Origin of the sequence: Nisaea sp. (assembly GCF_017640745.1) — a bacterium.
Lineage (GTDB): Bacteria > Pseudomonadota > Alphaproteobacteria > Thalassobaculales > Thalassobaculaceae > Nisaea.
The window spans coordinates 356,868-376,396 of the sequence record NZ_JAEPQA010000001.1 but is presented as its reverse complement, the minus strand read 5'-3'; the positions used below and the strand labels follow the sequence as shown (position 1 = coordinate 376,396).

Here is a 19,529-nt window from a genome sequence, read left to right as displayed (position 1 = left end):
GGCGGCTCCGGCCGAGCCTCACCCGGCCTTCAGCCGCTGCGCCACCTCGACCGCGAAATAGGTCAGCACGCCGTCGGCGCCGGCGCGCTTGAAGCCGAGCAGGCTCTCCATCATCGCCCGGTCGCGGTCGATCCAGCCGTTCAGGCCGGCGGCCGAGATCATCGCGTATTCGCCGCTCACCTGATAGGCGTAGGTCGGCATCGCGAAGGTGTCCTTGGCGCGCCGCACGATGTCCAGGTACGGCATGCCCGGCTTCACCATCACCATGTCGGCGCCTTCGGCGATGTCGAGCGCCAGCTCGCGGATCGCCTCGTCGCTGTTCGCCGGGTCCATCTGGTAGGTCGACTTGCTCGCCTTGCCGAGGGTGCCGGAGGAGCCGACCGCGTCGCGGAACGGGCCGTAGAAGGCGGAGGCGTATTTCGCCGAATAGGCCATGATCTGCACGTTCTGGAAGCCGTCCGCGTCGAGCGCCCGGCGGATCGCGCCGATGCGGCCGTCCATCATGTCGGACGGCGCGATGATGTCGCAGCCGGCGCGGGCCTGGGCGAGCGCCTGGCGGACCAGGATCTCGACGCTCTCGTCGTTCAGGATCCGGTCGTCCTCCAGCACGCCGTCATGGCCGTGGTCGGTATAGGGATCGAGCGCGACGTCGCACATCACGCCGATATCCGGCACATCCTTCTTGATCGCGCGCACCGCTTCGCAGACGAGATTGTCGTCACGTTCTGAATAGCTGCCGGTCGCGTCCTTCAGCTCGGGCTCGGTGAAGGGGAAGAGGGCGACGGCCGGAATGCCGAGATCGCGCGCGCCCGCGACCACTTCCGCGATCCGGTCGACGGAATAGCGCATCACCCCCGGCATGGAGGCGACCGGCTCCTCGAGGCCGTGTCCGACCCGGACGAAGACCGGCCAGATCAGGTCGTCGATTGAAAGCCGGTTCTCGGCGACGAGGCGGCGCGACCAGTCGGTCTGCCGGTTGCGGCGCATGCGGATGGTCGGGAAACCCGGTGCCGTGCTCTTGCTGCTCTGCTCGGCGGCGGCGTGCGGGGCGGTTCCGTTGAGGGGCATTGATCTCGGCCTTGTTCTTGTCACCAGCGGGCGAATCTCTCGCGGCCGATGTTAAAGCGGAGGCGGTCCGGTGAAAAGACACCGCTTGACGCAGCCGGGGCGGAGGCATTGAACGCGACAATTTGCGCCCCTATGATCCGCCGCCCGTGAGGCAAGCTCCGAAAGAAAACAGGCGGGCGAGGGAGACGAGGGATGGATTTTCAGCTCAACGAGGAACAGCGCGCGATCCAGGACATGGCTCGTGCCTTCACCGCCGAGCATTTCACGCCCAACGCCGCGCGCTGGGACGAGGAGGAGATCTTCCCGGTCGAGGAGATTCGCAAGGCGGCGGAACTCGGGCTCGCGGGGATCTATGTCGGCGAGGAGCATGGCGGCTCGGGCCTGACCCGGCTCGACGCCGCGATCATCTTCGAGGAGCTGTCGGCAGGCTGCCCCTCAACGGCGGCCTATATCTCGATCCACAACATGGTCTCCTGGATGGTCGACCGTTTCGGCTCTGACGAGGTGCGGGCGCGCTTCCTGCCGAAGCTCACCACCATGGAGGCGATGGCGAGTTACTGCCTGACCGAGCCGGGTGCCGGCTCCGACGCGGCCTCGCTCAAGACCAGGGCGGTCCCGGAGGGCAACAGCACCTTCCGCATGAGCGGTGCCAAGGCGTTCATCTCCGGCGGCCCGACCAGCGACGTCTATGCCGTGATGGCGCGCACCGGCGGCGACGGAGCGGGCGGCGTCTCCTGCCTCTTGGTGGAAAAAGGCACGGAGGGCCTCTCCTTCGGCAAGAAGGAGCGCAAGATGGGCTGGCACAGCCAGCACACCTCGATGGTGAATTTCGAGGACTGCCCGGTGCCGCGCGACAATCTCGTCGGCAAGGAGGGCGACGGCTTCAAGATCGCCATGGCCGGGCTTGACGGCGGACGGATCAATATCGCCGCATGTTCCCTCGGCGGCGCCCGCGCGGCGCTGGAGGCGGCGCTCTCCTATGCCGGCGATCGGGCCCAGTTCGGCAAGAAGCTGAACGAGTTCCAGGCGATCCAGTTCAAGCTCGCGGACATGGCGACAGAACTCGACGCGGCGCGCCTGATGGTGCACCGGGCGGCGGACAGCCTCGACCGGAAGGACCCCGAGGCGACCAAGCATTGCGCTATGGCGAAGCGCTTCGCCACCGACATCTGCTCGAGAATTTGCAACGAGGCACTGCAGATCCACGGCGGATACGGCTATCTTGGCGACTTCCCGCTTGAAAGGCTGGTGCGCGATCTCCGCGTCCACCAGATCCTCGAAGGCACGAACGAAATCATGCGTGTGATCATCGCGCGCAAACTCCTTGCGGATTGGACGGAATGACTGACGACGTACGGTTTGACGTCCGGGGCGGCTTCGGCTGGATCACCCTGGACCGGCAGCGCGCCCTGAATGCCCTCACGCTCGACGTGATCCGGGGCATGCAGAAACATCTCGACGGCTGGGCGGAGAACCCGAAGGTCGGCGCCTTCCTCGTCGAGGGCGCGGGCGAGAAGGCGTTCTGTGCCGGCGGTGACGTGGTCGCGGTGCGCAAATCGCGGATCGAGGACGGCGAGGGCACTGCGCCGACGCAGTTCATGCTCGACTTCTTCGGTGAGGAATACCGCCTCAACCGCACCATCTCCGAGGTCCCGAAACCCTATGTCGCGCTGATGGACGGGGTGACGATGGGCGGCGGGGTCGGCATCTCGGTGCATGGCAATTTCCGCGTCGTCACCGACCGCACGCTCTTCGCCATGCCGGAAACCGGGATCGGCCTCTTCCCCGATGTCGGCGGCGGCTGGTTCCTGCCGCGCTGCCCGGGAGAGACCGGCACCTATCTTGCTCTGACCGGGGTTCCTGTGAAGGCCGCCGATTGTCTCTATGTCGGCGCGGCGACTCACTACGTGCCGAGCGAAAAGATCGATGCTTTGCGGGAGGCGCTGGCGGATCTGCCGTCCGGGCAGGGACTGTCCGATGCGATCGCAGCCGTGCTGGGTAATTTCTCCGCGTCCGCCGGAGAGGCTCCGATGGCCGCGCACCGGGAGGTGATCGATGCCTGCTTCCGGCATGATAGCGTCGAGGACATCCTGGCCGCGCTTCGCAGCGACGGCAGCGAGTTCGCGATGAAGACGGCGGAGTTGCTGGAAACGCGGTCGCCGACCAGTCTGAAAATGACGCTCGAACTGATGCGCCGCGGCGCCCGCTGCGCCAGCCTGGCCGAAGACCTCGAAACCGAGTTCGCTCTGGTGCAGAGTTTTCTTGCCGGTGAGGATTTCTTCGAGGGCGTCCGGGCGCTGCTGGTGGACAAGGACCGTACGCCGAAATGGTCGCCGGCGAGCCTTGCGGACGTCAGCGCAGAGACGGTCGAGACCTATTTCTCGCGCGACGGCAAAGCAGGACTCTGAAGCCTGCGATCCAGGGCGCGAGGTAACAGACAACTAGGGACAGGGAGCAAGAAACATGACGACAATCGCCTTCATCGGTCTCGGAAATATGGGCCTTCCGATGGCCAAGAACCTGATCGGCGCCGGACATCAGGTCCGCGGCTTCGATCTTTCCGCCGAAAGTCTGGAAAAGCTGGAGGCGGCGGGCGGGACTGCCGCGTCCAGCGCGGCCGATGCGGTATCCGGTGCGCAAGTCGTCGTGACTATGCTCCCGGCCGGCAAGCACGTCCGGGCGGTCTATGACGAAAGTGTCTTCCCGAACGCGGCGTCCGGGACGCTCTTCATCGATTGCTCGACCATCGACGTCGATACTGCCCGTGCGGTCGCGGCGGATGCGGCGGCCAAGGGGTTCTCCATGCTGGACGCGCCGGTCTCCGGCGGTACCGGCGGGGCGGAAGCCGGAACGCTGACCTTCATGGTCGGCGGCGACGATGCGGCCTTCGCGAAGGCCCGCCCTCTGCTCGACGTCATGGGAGCGACGGTGGTGCATGCAGGCGCCAGCGGCAGCGGCCAGGCGGCGAAGATCTGCAACAACATGGTGCTCGGAATTTCCATGATCGCCGTTTCCGAAGCCTTCGCGCTCGCCGACAAGCTGGGCCTCGACCGGCAGAAGCTTTTCGACATCAGTTCGAAGTCCTCGGGGCAGTGCTGGGCCATGACCAGCTATTGCCCGGTTCCAGGTCCGGTTCCGACTTCTCCGGCGAACCGTGACTACCTTCCCGGCTTTACAGCGGCGATGATGCTGAAGGATCTCGACCTCGCACAACAGGCGGCCGATTCGGCCAAAGCCACAACTCCGATGGGGACAAAGGCCGCCGAATTCTATGCCGCCTTCGTCGAGGAAGGCCACGGTGCCCTTGATTTCTCTGCGGTCTTTAAGAAACTTCGTGGCAATTAGGTTGCGTATTTGACTTATTTAACGCTACAAGAATGGCGCTATTGTTGCGAATTCTAATCTAATTCGGAGCTTGAATGTCATTGCTTGGCATGGAAGCACCGAAACAAACCGCGGCGGACCCGTCTGTGATTAAGAACGAGTATCTCGAAGCGATCAAACTCATCGAGCGACTTCATCGCCAGTTTCTTGAAGTCGTGAAAATGGAACTCGACCGTAAAGGGATCGAGGACATCAACAACATTCAGGCTTTGATCCTCTTTAATATCGGTAGTGAGGAATTGACTGTCGGTGAACTGACGAACCGTGGTTATTACCTCGGCTCGAACGTTTCCTACAATGTGCGCAAGATGGTCGAGAACGGCTACCTGGTGCAGGAACGCTCGGCGCATGACCGCCGGTCGATCCGCGTCAAGCTCTCCGACAAGGGGCTTGAGCTCTGCAGTTTCGTTTCCGACATGTTCGACCGCCACGCGGCGGCGCTGGGCGATGCGGGTGGCAGTCCGGAGCGGCTGACCGAGTCGAGCCAGACCTATCGGGAACTCGAGCGCTTCTGGATGGGGCTGCTCAACTTCGGAATTCGCGGCGGTATCCCGCCGGTTTGAGCCTTTCCGGCCGGTTCCGATTCTCGAGATTTGATGAATGCGCGGCCGGCTTTCCGGCCGTGTTTTCGTTTGGACAGCCGGAAGGCCATTTCATAGAGTGTCGCGGCGTTTCGCCGGGCCGTGGCCCGGGTATCTGACCACAGAGGACTCCATGCGTCTTTCCGCTTATTTTCTGCCGACCCTCCGGGAAAACCCGAAAGAGGCGCAGATCGTTTCCCACCGCCTGATGCTGCGGGCCGGCATGATCCAGCAGGCGAGCGCCGGGATCTATTCCTGGCTGCCGCTCGGCTTCAAAGTGCTCCGGAAGATCGAGCAGATCGTGCGCGAGGAGCAGGATGCTGCCGGCGCGCAGGAAGTCCTGATGCCGACGATCCAGTCCGCCGATCTCTGGCGCGAGAGCGGTCGCTACGACGATTACGGCAAGGAAATGCTGCGGATCGAGGACCGGCACGGGCGCGACATGCTCTACGGCCCGACCAACGAGGAACTGATCACCGACATCTTCCGGACCCATGTGCGCAGCTACAAGGCGCTACCGCTGATGCTCTATCACATCCAGTGGAAATTCCGCGACGAGGTCCGGCCGCGGTTCGGCGTGATGCGCGGCCGCGAATTCCTCATGAAGGACAACTATTCCTTCGATACGGACTATCAGGGTGCGGTCGACGCATATAACCGGATGTTCGTATCCTATCTGAAGACTTATGCGCGGATGGGATTGAGTGCGATCCCGATGAAGGCCGACACCGGCCCGATCGGCGGTGATCTCAGCCACGAATTCATCGTGCTGGCGGATACCGGCGAGAGCGGCGTGTTCTACGACAAGGCCTGGGAAACGCAGGATTTCGCCAACATGGACGTGAATTACGCGGACATGGGCGAAGTGAACGGCATCGTCGAGAAATACACCTCCCTCTATGCCGCGACCGACGAGAAGCACGATGCCGCCGCCTGCGGCGTTGCAGAGGCCGACCTGAAGGAGCGCCGCGGCATCGAGGTCGGGCAGATCTTCTATTTCGGCACGAAATATTCCGCGCCGCTCAATGCAGTCGTCTCCACGCCCGAGGGCGAGGAGGTTCCGGTACATATGGGCTCCTACGGCATCGGCGTGTCGCGTCTGGTCGGGGCCATCATCGAGGCGAGCCACGACGACAAGGGCATCATCTGGCCGGAGCAAGTCGCGCCGTTCCAGGTCGCCGTCGCCAACCTCAAATCCGACGACGAGGGATGCACGACGGTCTCCGAGGACCTATATGCAAAGCTCTCGAAGGCCGGTATCGAGACCCTGATCGACGACCGCGACGAACGTCCGGGCGCCAAGCTCGCCAATCTCGACCTGATCGGCGTGCCCTGGCAGATCCTGGTCGGTCCGCGCGGCCTTAAGTCCGGCGTGGTCGAGGTGAAGAACAGAAAGACCGGCGAAGTCGTTGAAATGACGCCGGAAGCGGCGCTGAACAAGTTCGCTTCCTGATCCGGGTCCGGCAAGGGGGATCGGCATGTTCGGCATTTTCGAGCGCATGGTGGCCATGCGGTACCTGCGCTCCCGCCGCCAGGAAGGTTTCATCTCGGTCATTGCGGGCTTTTCCCTGCTCGGCATCGGGCTCGGCGTCGCGACGCTGATCATCGTCATGTCGGTGATGAACGGCTTCCGGGCCGAACTGATCGGCCGCATCCTCGGGCTGAACGGCCACATGTCTGTCTACAGCAAGGGTGCCCCGATGGAGGGGTTCGACGATCTGGCGGTCCGGATCGGCGAAATCCCGGGCGTCATCACGGTGACGCCGCAGCTCGAGGGCCAGGTCATGGCGATGGCGAACGGTATCGCCTCCGGCGCCCTGGTTCGCGGTCTCCGGGCGAGCGCGCTGCTCAGCCGCCAGATCGTCCCGGACAACATCACCACCGGCTCGCTGGAGGAGTTCAGCTCCAGCAGCGGCGTCATCATGGGGGCCCGTCTTGCGCGCCGTTTGCGCGTCGGGGTCGGCGACAAGATCACCCTGATCTCGCCCAGCACCACGGTGACGGTGATCGGCAGCGTGCCGCGGATGCGGTCCTTCACGGTCTCGGCATTGTTCAATGTCGGCATGTACGAATACGACAATACCTTCATCTACATGCCGCTGGAGGCGGCGCAATTGTTCTTCAAGAGCGGCGATGCGGTGAATGCGGTCGAGGTCATGGTCGACGATCCGCAGCGCGTCGACGAGTTGCGGCTGCCGCTGGCGAAAGTTATTGGCGGGGACAAGTACGCGGTCGACTGGAAGCAGCAGAATTCAAGCTTTTTCAATGCGCTCGAGGTTGAACGCAATGTCATGTTCCTGATCCTGACGCTGATCATCCTGGTCGCGGCCTTCAACATCATCTCCTCGATGATCATGCTGGTGAAGGACAAGGGGCGGGACATTGCCATTCTGCGCACAATGGGCGCCTCGAAAGGCATGGTGATGCGGATCTTCTTCATGTCGGGCGCCAGCATCGGGGTGATCGGGACCGTCGCGGGCTCCGTCCTCGGGCTGGTCTTCTGCCAGAATATCGAGGCGATCCGGCAGGCGCTGCAGAGCCTGACCGGGACCGAGCTGTTCTCTGCCGAGATCTACTTCCTTTCCAAGTTGCCCGCGGAAGTCGATCCGCTGGAAGTGGTCACGGTGATCGCGATGGCGCTGTTCCTGACCTTCGCGGCCACGATCTATCCGGCCTGGCGGGCCTCGCGGCTCGATCCGGTGGAAGCGCTCCGATATGAGTAAAGGGGCGGACATGACGGATATCGAACGGATCGCGGCCGGGGGAACGACCGGCGATGCGGTCCTCGAACTGCGCAACGTCTCGCGCAGCTTCAAGGACGCCGGCGGCACGCTCACGGTCCTGCAGGACATCAATCTCTCCCTGAAGGCAGGGCAGGTGACGGCGCTCGTAGGTCCGTCCGGAGCCGGCAAGTCGACCCTGCTGCATATCGCGGGCCTGCTCGAAGCCCCGACATCCGGCCATGTCTTCTTCCGGGGACAGGACTGCGGCGATGCGAGCGACTGGGAACGCACCCTGATCCGCCGCGACGGGATCGGCTTCGTCTACCAGTTTCATCACCTGCTGCCGGAATTCTCCGCGCTTGAGAACGTGATGATGCCGCAGCTCATTGCGGGTCTCTCCAAGAGCGAGGCGCGGGAGCGGGCGCGCCAGCTGCTCAATCTCGTTGGCCTCAGCGAGCGCGAAACTCACAGACCGGCCAAGCTCTCGGGCGGCGAACAGCAACGCGTCGCGATTGTCCGCTCGATCGCCAACGTGCCCTCCGTGCTGCTCGCGGACGAGCCGACGGGCAATCTCGATCCGCATACGGCGGAAGAAGTCTTCCACCAGCTCCGCAGGATCATTTCGGCCACGGGAATCGCCGCGCTGATCGCGACTCACAACCACGAACTCGCAAGCTCCATGGATCGGGTCGTGGAACTTCGTGACGGTACGCTGAACGTTTATAAATAAGTAAAGTCAGTATCTTGCTGTGTCGGCCTGAAGGTTCGCGACCTGTTCCGGCTGACGGCGTCCCCCGCCTGTGAAACACTTCCGGCCTCAGATTTCCGAGGGCTCCATGTCTCACGCCGATTTCGTTCATCTCCGGGTTCATTCCGCCTATTCGCTCGCCGAAGGGGCGATCAAGGGCAAGGAACTGGTGTCGCTCGCCGTCCGGCACGGAATGCCCGCGGTGGCGATGACCGATTCCGGCAATCTCTTCGGCGCGCTCGAGTTTGCGGTGACGGCGTCGGGCTCCGGCGTGCAGCCGATCGTCGGCGTTCAGCTCGCGCTCCGGCGCGAGGAGTCGGAACCGCGCGGCAGCCTCAAGGTGGTCGGGGGGACGACGCACACGCCGAACCAGACCGACCAGATCGTCCTGATCGCGCAGAACGAGCGCGGCTACAAGAACCTGATGGACCTGGTCAGCCGCTCCTTCACCATGACCGACCCGGGCGAGTCGCCCAGGGTGCCGTTTGCGGATCTCGAGGGACGCAGCGACGGCCTGATCGCGCTGACAGGCGGCCCCATGGGCAAGGTCGGCCGGCTGCTTCTGGAGAACCGGCCGGAGGAGGCGGAGACCGCACTGCTCGATCTGAAGGCATTGTTCGGCGACCGCCTCTATGTCGAGATCCAGCGCCATTTCCTCGATACCGAGCGGCGCAGCGAGGCGGGTTTCCTCGATCTCGCCTACAAGCACGACGTGCCGCTGGTGGCGACCAACGAATGCTATTTCGCAAGCGAGGAGATGTACGAGGCGCATGACGCGCTGCTCTGCATCGCCGAACGGACGACGATCGGTAATCCGAACCGCCGCCGGGTGACGCCGCATCACCGCTTCAAGAGCGCGGAAGAGATGCGCGAGCTGTTCTCCGACCTGCCGGAGGCGGTCGACAACACGCTCGCGATCGCACGGCGCTGCAGCTTCATGCCGGAGAAGCTGGCGCCGATCCTGCCGCCCTTCGACACGGTAGGCGGGCGCAACGAGGCGGAGGAACTTCGCGCGCAGGCCGAGGAGGGTCTGAAGAAACGGCTCGAGGCCCATGTCTTCACCGAGGAGATGGATGAAGCGGCCTGTGCCGAGGTGGCCAAACCTTACTGGGAACGTCTCGATTTCGAGCTCGGCGTCATCGAGCAGATGGGATTCCCCGGCTACTTCCTGATCGTTGCGGACTTCATCGGCTGGGCCAAGGAGCGGAACATTCCGGTCGGACCGGGCCGCGGATCCGGCGCGGGCTCGCTCGTCGCCTATTCGCTGACCATCACCGACCTCGATCCGCTGCGCTGGGGGCTGCTGTTCGAACGCTTCCTTAACCCGGAACGCGTCTCGATGCCTGACTTCGATATCGACTTCTGCCAGGACCGCCGCGGCGAGGTGATCGAATATGTGCAGAAGCGCTACGGCCGCGACAAGGTCGCGCAGATCATCACCTTCGGTAAGCTGCAGGCGCGCGCGGCGCTGCGCGACGTCGGCCGTGTGCGGGAAATGCCCTACGGCCAGGTCGACCGGATCTGCAAGCTGGTGCCGAACAACCCGGCCAACCCGGTGACGCTCGCCGAGGCGCTTGAGGTCGAGCCCGAACTGAAGCGCCAGCGCGACGAGGACGAGGAGGTCGGCGATCTCATCCGCATCAGCCTGCAGCTCGAAGGGCTTTACCGGAACGCCTCGACCCACGCTGCCGGTGTCGTGATCGGCGACCGGCCGCTGCACGAGCTGGTGGCGCTCTACCGCGATCCGAATTCCGACATGCCGGCGACACAGTTCAACATGAAATGGGTCGAGCAGGCGGGGCTGGTGAAGTTCGACTTTCTCGGCCTGAAAACCCTTTCGGTCCTGCAGACAGCCGTCGACCTGCTGAAGCGGAGAAATATCGAGATCGACCTTTCGCAGGTCCCGCTCGACGACAAGCGCACATACGAGATGCTGGGGCGGGCGGAATCGACCGGTGTGTTCCAGCTGGAAAGCACGGGCATGCGCGACGTGCTGCGCCGGATGAAGCCTGACCGCTTCGAGGACATCATCGCGCTCGTCGCCCTCTACCGCCCGGGCCCGATGGCGAACATCCCGAAATACATTGCCTGCAAGCACGGCGAGGAACAGCCGGACTACATGCACCCGGTGCTGGAGCCGGTGCTGAAGGAAACCTTCGGCATCATGATCTACCAGGAACAGGTGCAGCAGGCGGCCCAGCGCCTTTCCGGCTACACGCTCGGCGGCGCCGACCTTCTGCGCCGCGCCATGGGCAAGAAGATCAAGGAGGAGATGGACGCCCAGCGCGAGACCTTCGTGAAGGGCGCGGTCGAGCAGAACGTGAAGGCTGAGAAGGCCTCCGAGATCTTCGACCAGATCGCCGCTTTCGCCGGCTACGGCTTCAACAAGAGCCACGCGGCGGCCTACGCGCTGGTCGCCTATCACACGGCCTATCTCAAGGCGAACTATCCGGTCGAGTTCCTCGCCGCCTCGATGACCTACGACATGAACAATACCGACAAGCTGAATGTCTTCCGCCAGGAGATCCAGCGCCTCGGGATCCAGCTGCTCGGCCCGGACATCAACAAATCCTTCGTCGATTTCGTGCCGGAGGAGACGCCGGACGGAGCGCTGGCGATCCGTTACGCGCTGGCGGCGATCAAGAATGTAGGCGAGAACGCGATGGAGGCACTGGTCAAGGAACGCGGAGAGAAGGGCCCCTACAAGACCATCGGCGAATTCGCAAGCCGGATCGACGGCACAGTGGTGAACAAGCGTCTCATGGAAAATCTGGTGCGGGCCGGGGCCTTCGATTGCATGACCCAGAACCGGGGACAGCTCTTCGAAAGCGTCGAGAAGATCCTGCGCCACGCCAACGCGGCTTCGGCGGAGCGGAGCTCCGATCAGGTCAGTCTCTTCGGAGGCCCGTCTGGCGCGCCGGAGCCGGAGATCACGCTTGCCGACCGGCTCGACTGGCCGGCGATGCAGCGCCTGAAGGAAGAGTTCGACGCTATTGGGTTCTATCTCTCCGCCCATCCGCTGGACGCCTATGGCGCCTCGCTCGAACGGCTCGGCGTGGTGCGCTCCGACCAGATTGCCGCGACGGTGAAGGAGAAGGGCAATTCGGCCCGGATCAATATCGCCGGCATCATCGTCGGCTCCCGCATCCGCACCTCAAGCCGGGGCTCGCGCTATGCCTTTGTGCAGCTGACCGACCAGGCCGGCGTCACCGAGGTCACGGTCTTCTCCGAGGTTCTCGCGGTCAGCCGCGAGCTGCTGGAGGCGGGGCAGTCCGTTCTGGTGAAGGCGGATGCTCGGATCGAAGACGAGGGCGGCCTCCGCCTGACGGTCTCGCGCATCGAGGCGCTGGACAAGGCAGTGTCCGGAACCGCGGCCGGGCTCAAGATCTATGTCCGCGACATGGGCCCGATCCCTCACATTTCGGAGATGATCGCGCACGAGAAGCCGGGACGGGGTAAGATCAAGATCGTCGTGGACACCGACGATGAGGAGGTCGAACTGGCGCTTGGCAAGACCTACAACATCTCGCCCGATTTCCGTGCGGCGGTGAAGTCGCTGCCGGGCATCGTCGACGCGCGCGATATCTGAGACGGGACCCGGAGTGACCATGGACGGGCTCGTACAGCGGATCCTCTTCCTCCTCGGCGGGGCCGGTGTGACCTTTGCCGCCGCCTTCAGCCTTTATTCGCTCTGGGAGGAGCACACCGCCACGGGGCGCTGCTTCGCGGCGGAGCGGAAGCTGGAGCAGCACCGTTTCGGGATGGACGTCCAGAAGGCATTGAGCCTCGCCGACGAAGAGGCGAACCGGAAACGCTCGGTGGAAATCTGCCTGACCGATGATGGCGCGTGCCTCGAAGGCTTTGCCGACGACCTGAAGGAATTCTGTAACGCGCAAATCGCGTCCGGGGGCTAGGCAGCCGTCTGTTCGCGGCCTAGGCTGACCGTCCTTCCTGCCGCGCGGCACACACCATCGGACTGGCGTCTCATGAGCAAAAAACGCATCGCAATCTGCGGGTTCAATCTCGAATCCAACCGCTTCGCCCCGACCTGCTCCCGGCGGGACTTCGAGGAGAACATGTATTTCCGCGGCGCCGAGATCGACAAGCAGGCGCGCGCCGAATATCCCTCGATCCATCTCGGGATCTGCGGCTTCTACGACATCATGGACGAGCGGCTCGGCGGGCCGACGGGCTGGGAGCCGGTGCCGGCGCTGGTCATCGGCTCAACCCCGGCCGGACCGGTGGAGGAGGGGTTCTTCAAAGAATTCCTCGCCGAGTTGCGACAGGCGCTTGAAGCCGGCGGCAAGGTCGACGGGGTCTATGTCTGCGAGCATGGCGGGGCCTGCGCGACCCACACCCACGATCCGGACGGTGACGTCTTCCGGTTGGTGCGCGAGGTGGTCGGCCCGGACGTGCCGGTGATCGCCACCCTCGACCTGCATGCCAATGTCTCGGACGAGATGATGGAGGCGACCGATCTCATGATCGGCTACCTCACCAATCCGCATGTCGATCTCTACGAGCGCGGCTGCGAGGCGGCGAAGGCGATGCTGGAGATGTTCGACGGGGTAAAGACCGCTTCCTACAAGGTTCGCCTGCCGCTGGTCGCGCCCTCCGTCACCCAGCTGACGGCCGAGGGCCATCCCTATGGCGACCTGATCCGGCTCGGGCAGACCAAGCTCGACGAGAGCGTGATGAACGTCACCTGTCTCTCGGGCTTCGCCTTCTGCGACACGCCGAAAAACGGCATGACGGTGATCGTGACGACCCGCGGCAACGAAGCCGACGCGAAGCAGGTCGCAACCGATCTCGCCGAAGCGGCCTGGGCCGACCGGCACCGCTACGTGCCGAAGATGATGCCGCTCGCGGATGCGACGGATCTCGCGAAGTCGGTCGGCGACGATCCGGCACGCGAGCCCATCCTCTTCGCCGATCCGGCCGACAATCCGGGTGGCGGCGGGCGCGGTAACACGACCTATATCCTGAAATCCTTCCTCGAGGCCGGTGTCACCGGCTGCACGCTCGCGGTGTTCTATGATCCGTCAGCGGTAAAGGCGGCGCACACGGCGGGCGTCGGTGCGACGATCGACATCACGCTGAATTCCGAAGAAGACAACGAATTCTCCGGCAAGCTCGACGTGAGCGCCGAGGTCCTGCATGTCTCTGACGGAATCTTTGTCGGCAATCACGGCATGGTCGAGGGCAAGACGGTCGATCTCGGTGCGACGGCGGTGCTGAAGATCGGCGGCATCAAGCTGGTCTGCATCACGAAGCGGACCCAGTGCCTCTCGCCGGATTATCTGAGCGCCTTCGGAATCGACCCGAACGGCGAGCGCTGCATCGTCGTGAAGTCGCGCGGTCATTTCCGCGCCGGGTTCGCCCACATGTTCCCGCCCGAGCGGATCGTGGAAGTGGACGTGCCGGGGCTGACTTCTCCGAACCTCGCCAATTTCGACTGGAAATATGTCGAGCGGCCGTTCTTTCCGGTCGACGGCGAGAAAGCCACCTGGGACCGGAGCAAGGCATGAGCGGCCAGCCGACCTGGGACGCCGTCGACGCCTACTTCACCGAAACCCTGGTGCCGGAGCAGGCGAAGTTCGAGAAGGCGCTGGATGCGAGCGAGGCCTCGAACCTGCCTGCGATCAGCGTCTCCGCGAATGTCGGCAAGTTCCTGCAGCTTCTGGCGCGGATGAACGGTGCGCGGAAGGTGCTGGAGGTCGGCACGCTAGGCGGTTACAGCACGCTCTGGCTCGCGAGTGCTTTGCCGGCGGATGGCAAGGTCGTGACGCTTGAATTCGAGCAGCTGCATGCCGAGGTCGCGCGGGCGAACTTCCGTGAGGCGGGATATGGCGACCGGATCGAGGTCCGCGTCGGCGCCGCGCTGGACAGCCTTCCCGGCGTCGAGGCGGACGGGATCGGGCCGTTCGACCTTGCTTTCATCGACGCCGACAAGAAGAACAATCCGGGCTATTTCGAATGGGCCCTGAAGCTTGTGCGGCCCGGCGGTCTCATCCTGATCGACAATGTCGTGCGGGACGGCCGGGTTCTGGAGGCGACAACGAAGGACGTGAATGTGCAGGGCGTCCGCAAGGTGATTGACATGATCGCGAAGGAGCCGCGCGTCGATGCGACAGCGCTGCAACTCGTCGGGATCAAGGGCTACGACGGGCTGGCGATCTGCCTCGTCAAAGAGTGATCGTCCCGGCCTTGCGCCGATAGCGGGCTCTGGCAAGATGGAGCCTTCAACAAGAGAGGGAGCGACGGCAATGGAACGCGACTTCACCGCGCGCGGGCACCACGACATGGGCGGGCTCGATGCGGGCGAGATCGACCGCGCGGAGCACGATTACGCGCTCTGGGAAAAGCGGGTCGATGCGCTGATGATGCTCTGCACCAACAGGCTGAAGCTGATGACCGTCGACCAGCTCCGCAAGGGTATCGAGGCCTTGCCGCCCGAGGCCTATGACAACATGACCTATTACGAGCGCTGGATCTCCTCCGTCACCAATACCCTGCTGGAGCGCGGGGTGTTCACCGCCGACGAACTCGGGGCCAAGATGGAAGAGGTGAAGGCGCGCTATCCGGACGGCGTGATGCCGGGCGGCGCGGCCGGGGGAGGCTGCTGATGGCCCGCTTCGCCGCCGGAGACCGGGTCCGGGTCCACAAACAGTTCCCGCCGACCCCGCCGAGCCATATCCGCACGCCCTATTACATCCGCGGCCTTTCCGGCACCGTCGAGCGGGTCTGCGGCGCGTTCAGAAATCCTGAGGAGCTGGCCTTCGGGCGGCCCGGAACGCCCGAGGTTCCGCTCTATCGGGTGCGCTTCCGGCAGAAGGATGTCTGGCCGGATTACGAGGGCAACGAGGCGGACAAGATCGAGATCGAGATCTTCGAGTTCTGGCTCGATGCAGAGGGAGACGAGGCATGAGCGGCGATCATCACCACCATCACCACGACCATGATCACGATCATGATCACCTGCATCCCTACGATCCGGAACATCATCATCCGCACCGTGCCGACCAGGACGACACGATGACCTATTACCGCCTGATGGAAGAGGCGGTGCGCGAGCTGATGATCGAGAAGGGGCTGGTGACGCCCGACGACATCCGCGCCGAGGTCGAGGCGATGGATGCGCGGGTCCCGGCGAATGGCGCAAAGGTCGTGGCGCGGGCCTGGACCGATCCGGAGTTCAAGACGCGGCTCATCGAGACGCCGAAGGAGGCGATCGCCGAAGTCGGCCACGACATCGGTCCGATGAGGCTGGTGGTGCTGGAGAATACGCCCGAGGTGCATAACGTCGTCGTCTGCACCCTCTGCTCCTGCTATCCGCGCTGGATCCTCGGCATTCCGCCGGACTGGTACAAGAGCCGCTCCTACCGCTCCCGCGTGGTCCGGGAACCGCGCACGGTGCTCCGGGAGTTCGGTACCGAGATCGCGGACAATCGCGAGGTGAGGGTTCACGATAGCACGGCGGACATGCGCTATTTCGTGCTGCCGATGCGTCCCGCCGGGACCGAGGGGATGAGCGAGGCGGAGCTCGCCGCACTGGTCCATCGGGATGCGATGATCGGGGTGACCGAGGTCTCCGCCTGAGCAAAGCGCTCTTCACCCTTGCATTTCTCGGCCGGGGGCATTAGAACCCGCCGCATTCATCACGCACACGGGTGTGCGCGGTGCCGGGGAGACATCCTGGCGCAGCGCTCCGGTGTCGGGGCAGGTGTCCCGGCAAAACCCGTGGAGGCATAACCGGAGAAAGACGGAAAGATGAGCGTTCCCACGTTTACGATGCGCCAGCTGCTCGAAGCCGGCGTCCATTTCGGCCACCACACGCGCCGCTGGAACCCGAAGATGCAGGAATACATCTTCGGCGTCCGTAACAATGTCCACATTCTCGACCTGCAGCAGACCGTGCCGCTCCTGCATCGCGCCCTTGCCGCGATCCGCGACGTGACCGCGTCCGGCGGCCGTGTGCTCATGGTCGGCACCAAGCGTCAGGCGGCCGACGTCGTCGCCGAGACCGCGTCGAAGACCGGCCAGTACTACGTCAACCACCGCTGGCTCGGTGGCATGCTGACCAACTGGAAGACGATCTCCAACTCCATCCGTCGTCTGAAGGAGCTGGAAGAGCGCTTCGAGCAGGGCATGCAGGGCCTGACCAAGAAGGAACAGCTGAACCTCTCCCGCGAGCGCGAGAAGCTCGAGCGTGCCCTCGGCGGCATCAAGGAGATGGGCGGCCTTCCGGACATCATGTTCGTGATCGACACCAACAAGGAACAGCTGGCGATCCAGGAAGCCAACACGCTCGGTATTCCGGTCGTGGCGGTGCTGGACAGCAACTCCGATCCGAAGGGCATCACCTATCCGATCCCGGGTAACGACGACGCCATGCGCGCCGTGACGCTTTACTGCGACCTGATCGGCCAGGCGGTTCTCGCCGGTCTGCAGGAAGAAATGACCGCTTCCGGTGCCGATATCGGCGAGTCGGAAGAAGCCCCGGTCGAGCCGGCCGTTGAAGCCGCCGAGGAAGCTTCTGCTTCCGAAGGCGAAAAGGCCGAGGCGGAAGCCGCGAGCGCCTAAACCGGTTCGGTTTGGTACACTTTTTCGTGACAGCGGCGGCACGCGAGGGCGGGGCCGCCGCCGTTACGAGGTGGGTTCGAAAAGTTACGATTGTCTGACAGGTCCGACGGCGCCAGTAGGGTGCGTGGGCCGCTTGAACAAGAAAAGAGGAAGACGATGGCTGCTGTCACCGCTGCGATGGTTAAGGAACTGCGCGAGAAGTCCGGCGCGGGCATGATGGACTGCAAGAAGGCGCTGGGCGAAACCGACGGCAATATCGAAGCCGCGATCGACTGGCTGCGCACCAAGGGTCTCGCCGCTGCCGCCAAGAAATCCGGCCGGGTCGCCGCCGAGGGCCTCGTCGCCGCCGCGACCGAGGGCAACAAGGGCGCGCTGATCGAAGTAAACGCCGAGACCGACTTCGTCGGCCGCAACGCCGATTTCCAGGGCTTCGTCTCCACGCTCGGCGGCATGGTTCTCGCCAATGGCGACGATATCGACGCGCTGAAGGGCCTCGACTATCCGGGCACCGGCCGCACCGTCGAGGAGCAGCTCACCCACAACATCGCCACCATCGGCGAGAACATGAGCATCCGCCGCGCCGCGACCATCTCGGTCGATAACGGCGTGGTCGTGCCGTACGTGCACAGCGCGGTCGTTCCGGGCCTCGGCAAGATTGGCGTTCTGGTCGCCCTCGAGTCGACTGGCGATGCGGACAAGCTGGCCGATCTCGGCAAGCAGATCGCCATGCACATCGCCGCGACCTCCCCGCAGAGCCTCTCGACCGACGATCTCGATCCGGAAGTCGTCGAGCGCGAGCGCGCCGTTCTGGTCGATCAGGCGAAAGCCTCCGGCAAGACCGAGGAAATCGCCCAGAAGATGGTCGAGGGCCGGATTCGCAAGTTCTATCAGGAAGTCGTCCTGCTCGAGCAGACCTTCGTGATCGACAACGAGACCAAGATCTCCAAGGTCGTCGAGAATGCCGCCAAGGAAATCGGTGCTCCGGTGAAACTCGCCGGCTTCCGCCATTTCGTGCTTGGCGCGGGCATTGAAAAGGAACAAGAAGACTTCGCCGCCGAAGTCGCCGCCACCCTGGGCAGCTGATCGGCAAAGACGGAACCGGATTGATACCGAGGGAGCACGAAATGACGGCGATCGAACAAGTTCAGGAGCCGGCGGCTCCCAGGTACAAACGGGTTCTGTTGAAAATCTCGGGCGAGGCCCTGATGGGCGACAGGTCCTACGGCCTCGACCCGGACATGGTCTCCCAGGTTGCTCACGAAATTAAGTCCGTGTGGGACCTGGGTGGCGAGGTCTGCGTCGTCATCGGCGGCGGCAACATCTTCCGCGGCGTGTCCGCTGCCGCCAAGGGTATGGAGCGGGCCACCGCCGACTATATGGGCATGCTGGCGACGGTGATGAACGCGCTGGCGATGCAGAGCGGGCTTGAGGCCATTGGCGTCCCGACCCGCGTGCTGTCGGCTCTTCCGATCTCTGCGGTGGCCGAGCCCTATATCCGCCGCCGCGCCATGCGGCACATGGAGAAGCGCCGGGTCGTGGTCTTCGCGGCCGGAACCGGTAATCCGTTCTTCACCACCGATACCGCCGCTGCGCTGCGGGCCTCCGAAATGGGCTGCGACGCGATGCTCAAGGCGACCAAGGTCGACGGCGTCTACGACGCCGATCCGGCCGTGGAGAAGAACGCGGTCCGCTACGACCATCTGACCTATATGGACGTGCTGTCCCGCGACCTCCGGGTGATGGATGCCTCGGCCATCTCTCTCGCCCGGGAGAACGGCATTCCGATCCTTGTCTTCTCGATACAGAATGTGGGAGCCTTCGCGGATGTCATCCGCGGACGCGGTACCTTCACAATCATAAGCGAAAAGGCCGACTAACAATGTCTGAAGGACCCGATCTCGACGATCTCAAGCGCCGCATGGAAGGCGCCCTGACCGCTCTCGAAAAGGAATTCCAGGGCCTGCGGACCGGCCGCGCGTCGGTAAACCTGCTCGAGCCGATCATGGTCGACGCCTATGGCGCGAAGATGCCGATCAACCAGGTCGGCACCGTGGGCGTTCCGGAGCCCCGCATGCTCACTGTCCAGGTCTGGGACAAGTCCATGACCAAGGCGGTGGAGAAGGCGATCCGGGAATCCGATCTCGGGTTGAACCCGCAGGTCGACGGCCAGTTGCTGCGCATCCCGCTGCCGGATCTTTCCGAGGAACGCCGCGGAGAGCTGGCGAAGGTCGCGGCAAAATACGCGGAGTCGGCCCGCATCGCCGTTCGCAACGTGCGCCGCGACGGTATGGACAGCCTTAAAAAGGCCGAAAAGGACGGCGACCTTTCCCAGGACGAGAAGCACCTCTACGAAGAGGAAGTGCAGGAGATGACGAACAAGTTCGTCTCCCGCATCGACGAGGCGCTCGGCGTCAAGGAAAAGGAGATCATGCAGGTCTGATC

General features: G+C 63.9%; 19 protein-coding genes. 18 read left to right on the top strand and 1 reads right to left on the bottom strand.

Going from position 1 to position 19,529, the window contains the following annotated elements:
- Positions 1–18: 18 nt before the first annotated feature.
- On the bottom strand, positions 19–987 hold the full coding sequence (gene hemB, locus JJ959_RS01835; RefSeq protein ID WP_292879576.1) for a porphobilinogen synthase: 969 nt from the start codon (positions 985–987) through the stop codon (positions 19–21).
- 273 nt (positions 988–1,260) lie between these two features.
- On the opposite strand from hemB, the gene JJ959_RS01830 reads away from it, so the two are divergent.
- The 18 genes from JJ959_RS01830 to frr all read left to right on the top strand — a co-directional run bounded on the left by JJ959_RS01830 (position 1,261) and on the right by frr (position 19,527).
- Positions 1,261–2,412, top strand: coding sequence for an acyl-CoA dehydrogenase family protein (locus tag JJ959_RS01830; protein WP_292879553.1), 1,152 nt, complete (start codon positions 1,261–1,263; stop codon positions 2,410–2,412).
- Complete coding sequence (locus JJ959_RS01825; protein WP_292879552.1) at positions 2,409–3,476, top strand: enoyl-CoA hydratase/isomerase family protein; 1,068 nt, start codon at positions 2,409–2,411, stop codon at positions 3,474–3,476. The genes JJ959_RS01830 and JJ959_RS01825 overlap by 4 nt, the downstream gene beginning before the upstream one ends.
- A gap of 55 nt (positions 3,477–3,531) precedes the next feature.
- Positions 3,532–4,413, top strand: coding sequence for a 3-hydroxyisobutyrate dehydrogenase (mmsB, locus tag JJ959_RS01820; RefSeq protein WP_292879551.1), 882 nt, complete (start codon positions 3,532–3,534; stop codon positions 4,411–4,413).
- Positions 4,414–4,487: 74 nt separating this feature from the next.
- Positions 4,488–5,015 carry a MarR family winged helix-turn-helix transcriptional regulator gene (locus JJ959_RS01815; RefSeq protein ID WP_366816897.1) on the top strand — a complete coding sequence of 176 codons (528 nt, stop codon included), beginning with the start codon at positions 4,488–4,490 and terminating at the stop codon, positions 5,013–5,015.
- A 151-nt stretch (positions 5,016–5,166) separates the two neighbouring features.
- Complete coding sequence (gene proS, locus JJ959_RS01810; RefSeq protein WP_292879550.1) at positions 5,167–6,486, top strand: proline--tRNA ligase; 1,320 nt, start codon at positions 5,167–5,169, stop codon at positions 6,484–6,486.
- Between the two features lie 25 nt (positions 6,487–6,511).
- Positions 6,512–7,756 carry a lipoprotein-releasing ABC transporter permease subunit gene (locus JJ959_RS01805; protein WP_292879549.1) on the top strand — a complete coding sequence of 415 codons (1,245 nt, stop codon included), beginning with the start codon at positions 6,512–6,514 and terminating at the stop codon, positions 7,754–7,756.
- Between the two features lie 10 nt (positions 7,757–7,766).
- Positions 7,767–8,486: an ABC transporter ATP-binding protein gene (locus JJ959_RS01800; protein ID WP_292879574.1), complete on the top strand. Its 720-nt coding sequence runs from the start codon at positions 7,767–7,769 to the stop codon at positions 8,484–8,486.
- A 106-nt stretch (positions 8,487–8,592) separates the two neighbouring features.
- On the top strand, positions 8,593–12,093 hold the full coding sequence (gene dnaE / locus JJ959_RS01795; RefSeq protein WP_292879548.1) for a DNA polymerase III subunit alpha: 3,501 nt from the start codon (positions 8,593–8,595) through the stop codon (positions 12,091–12,093).
- 19 nt (positions 12,094–12,112) lie between these two features.
- A complete protein-coding gene (locus tag JJ959_RS01790; RefSeq protein WP_292879547.1) occupies positions 12,113–12,418 on the top strand; it encodes a hypothetical protein in 306 nt (101 codons plus the stop codon).
- Positions 12,419–12,490: 72 nt separating this feature from the next.
- Positions 12,491–14,032, top strand: a complete 1,542-nt coding sequence (locus tag JJ959_RS01785) for a M81 family metallopeptidase (protein ID WP_292879546.1) — start codon at positions 12,491–12,493, stop codon at positions 14,030–14,032.
- Positions 14,029–14,700, top strand: a complete 672-nt coding sequence (locus tag JJ959_RS01780) for an O-methyltransferase (RefSeq protein WP_292879545.1) — start codon at positions 14,029–14,031, stop codon at positions 14,698–14,700. Before JJ959_RS01785 ends, JJ959_RS01780 begins: the two co-directional genes overlap by 4 nt.
- A 70-nt stretch (positions 14,701–14,770) precedes the next feature.
- Entirely contained in the window at positions 14,771–15,130 is a 360-nt protein-coding gene (locus JJ959_RS01775) for an SH3-like domain-containing protein (protein ID WP_292879544.1), read from the top strand.
- Complete coding sequence (locus tag JJ959_RS01770) at positions 15,130–15,432, top strand: SH3-like domain-containing protein (RefSeq protein ID WP_292879543.1); 303 nt, start codon at positions 15,130–15,132, stop codon at positions 15,430–15,432. The genes JJ959_RS01775 and JJ959_RS01770 overlap by 1 nt, the downstream gene beginning before the upstream one ends.
- Positions 15,429–16,103 carry a nitrile hydratase subunit alpha gene (gene nthA / locus JJ959_RS01765; protein ID WP_292879542.1) on the top strand — a complete coding sequence of 225 codons (675 nt, stop codon included), beginning with the start codon at positions 15,429–15,431 and terminating at the stop codon, positions 16,101–16,103. The genes JJ959_RS01770 and nthA overlap by 4 nt, the downstream gene beginning before the upstream one ends.
- A 171-nt stretch (positions 16,104–16,274) precedes the next feature.
- On the top strand, positions 16,275–17,087 hold the full coding sequence (gene rpsB, locus JJ959_RS01760) for a 30S ribosomal protein S2 (protein WP_292879541.1): 813 nt from the start codon (positions 16,275–16,277) through the stop codon (positions 17,085–17,087).
- A gap of 156 nt (positions 17,088–17,243) precedes the next feature.
- A complete protein-coding gene (gene tsf / locus JJ959_RS01755; protein WP_292879540.1) occupies positions 17,244–18,170 on the top strand; it encodes a translation elongation factor Ts in 927 nt (308 codons plus the stop codon).
- Positions 18,171–18,211: 41 nt separating this feature from the next.
- On the top strand, positions 18,212–18,964 hold the full coding sequence (pyrH, locus tag JJ959_RS01750) for a UMP kinase (RefSeq protein WP_292879539.1): 753 nt from the start codon (positions 18,212–18,214) through the stop codon (positions 18,962–18,964).
- A gap of 2 nt (positions 18,965–18,966) precedes the next feature.
- Positions 18,967–19,527 (top strand): ribosome recycling factor, encoded by a 561-nt coding sequence (gene frr, locus JJ959_RS01745; RefSeq protein WP_292879538.1) that lies wholly within the window; start codon positions 18,967–18,969, stop codon positions 19,525–19,527.
- The last annotated feature ends 2 nt before the right edge of the window (positions 19,528–19,529 follow it).

Coding starts and splice junctions, on each gene's coding strand:
- JJ959_RS01770 (WP_292879543.1), top strand. CDS start 15,130: ATGGCCCGCTTCGCCGCCGGAGACCGGGTCCGGGTCCACAAACAGTTC.
- dnaE (WP_292879548.1), top strand. CDS start 8,593: ATGTCTCACGCCGATTTCGTTCATCTCCGGGTTCATTCCGCCTATTCG.
- hemB (WP_292879576.1), bottom strand. CDS start 987: ATGCGCCGCAACCGGCAGACCGACTGGTCGCGCCGCCTCGTCGCCGAG.
- rpsB (WP_292879541.1), top strand. CDS start 16,275: ATGAGCGTTCCCACGTTTACGATGCGCCAGCTGCTCGAAGCCGGCGTC.
- mmsB (WP_292879551.1), top strand. CDS start 3,532: ATGACGACAATCGCCTTCATCGGTCTCGGAAATATGGGCCTTCCGATG.
- JJ959_RS01785 (WP_292879546.1), top strand. CDS start 12,491: ATGAGCAAAAAACGCATCGCAATCTGCGGGTTCAATCTCGAATCCAAC.
- frr (WP_292879538.1), top strand. CDS start 18,967: ATGTCTGAAGGACCCGATCTCGACGATCTCAAGCGCCGCATGGAAGGC.
- tsf (WP_292879540.1), top strand. CDS start 17,244: ATGGCTGCTGTCACCGCTGCGATGGTTAAGGAACTGCGCGAGAAGTCC.
- JJ959_RS01805 (WP_292879549.1), top strand. CDS start 6,512: ATGTTCGGCATTTTCGAGCGCATGGTGGCCATGCGGTACCTGCGCTCC.
- JJ959_RS01800 (WP_292879574.1), top strand. CDS start 7,767: ATGACGGATATCGAACGGATCGCGGCCGGGGGAACGACCGGCGATGCG.
- JJ959_RS01780 (WP_292879545.1), top strand. CDS start 14,029: ATGAGCGGCCAGCCGACCTGGGACGCCGTCGACGCCTACTTCACCGAA.
- JJ959_RS01775 (WP_292879544.1), top strand. CDS start 14,771: ATGGAACGCGACTTCACCGCGCGCGGGCACCACGACATGGGCGGGCTC.
- JJ959_RS01830 (WP_292879553.1), top strand. CDS start 1,261: ATGGATTTTCAGCTCAACGAGGAACAGCGCGCGATCCAGGACATGGCT.
- JJ959_RS01825 (WP_292879552.1), top strand. CDS start 2,409: ATGACTGACGACGTACGGTTTGACGTCCGGGGCGGCTTCGGCTGGATC.
- JJ959_RS01815 (WP_366816897.1), top strand. CDS start 4,488: ATGTCATTGCTTGGCATGGAAGCACCGAAACAAACCGCGGCGGACCCG.
- proS (WP_292879550.1), top strand. CDS start 5,167: ATGCGTCTTTCCGCTTATTTTCTGCCGACCCTCCGGGAAAACCCGAAA.
- pyrH (WP_292879539.1), top strand. CDS start 18,212: ATGACGGCGATCGAACAAGTTCAGGAGCCGGCGGCTCCCAGGTACAAA.
- JJ959_RS01790 (WP_292879547.1), top strand. CDS start 12,113: ATGGACGGGCTCGTACAGCGGATCCTCTTCCTCCTCGGCGGGGCCGGT.
- nthA (WP_292879542.1), top strand. CDS start 15,429: ATGAGCGGCGATCATCACCACCATCACCACGACCATGATCACGATCAT.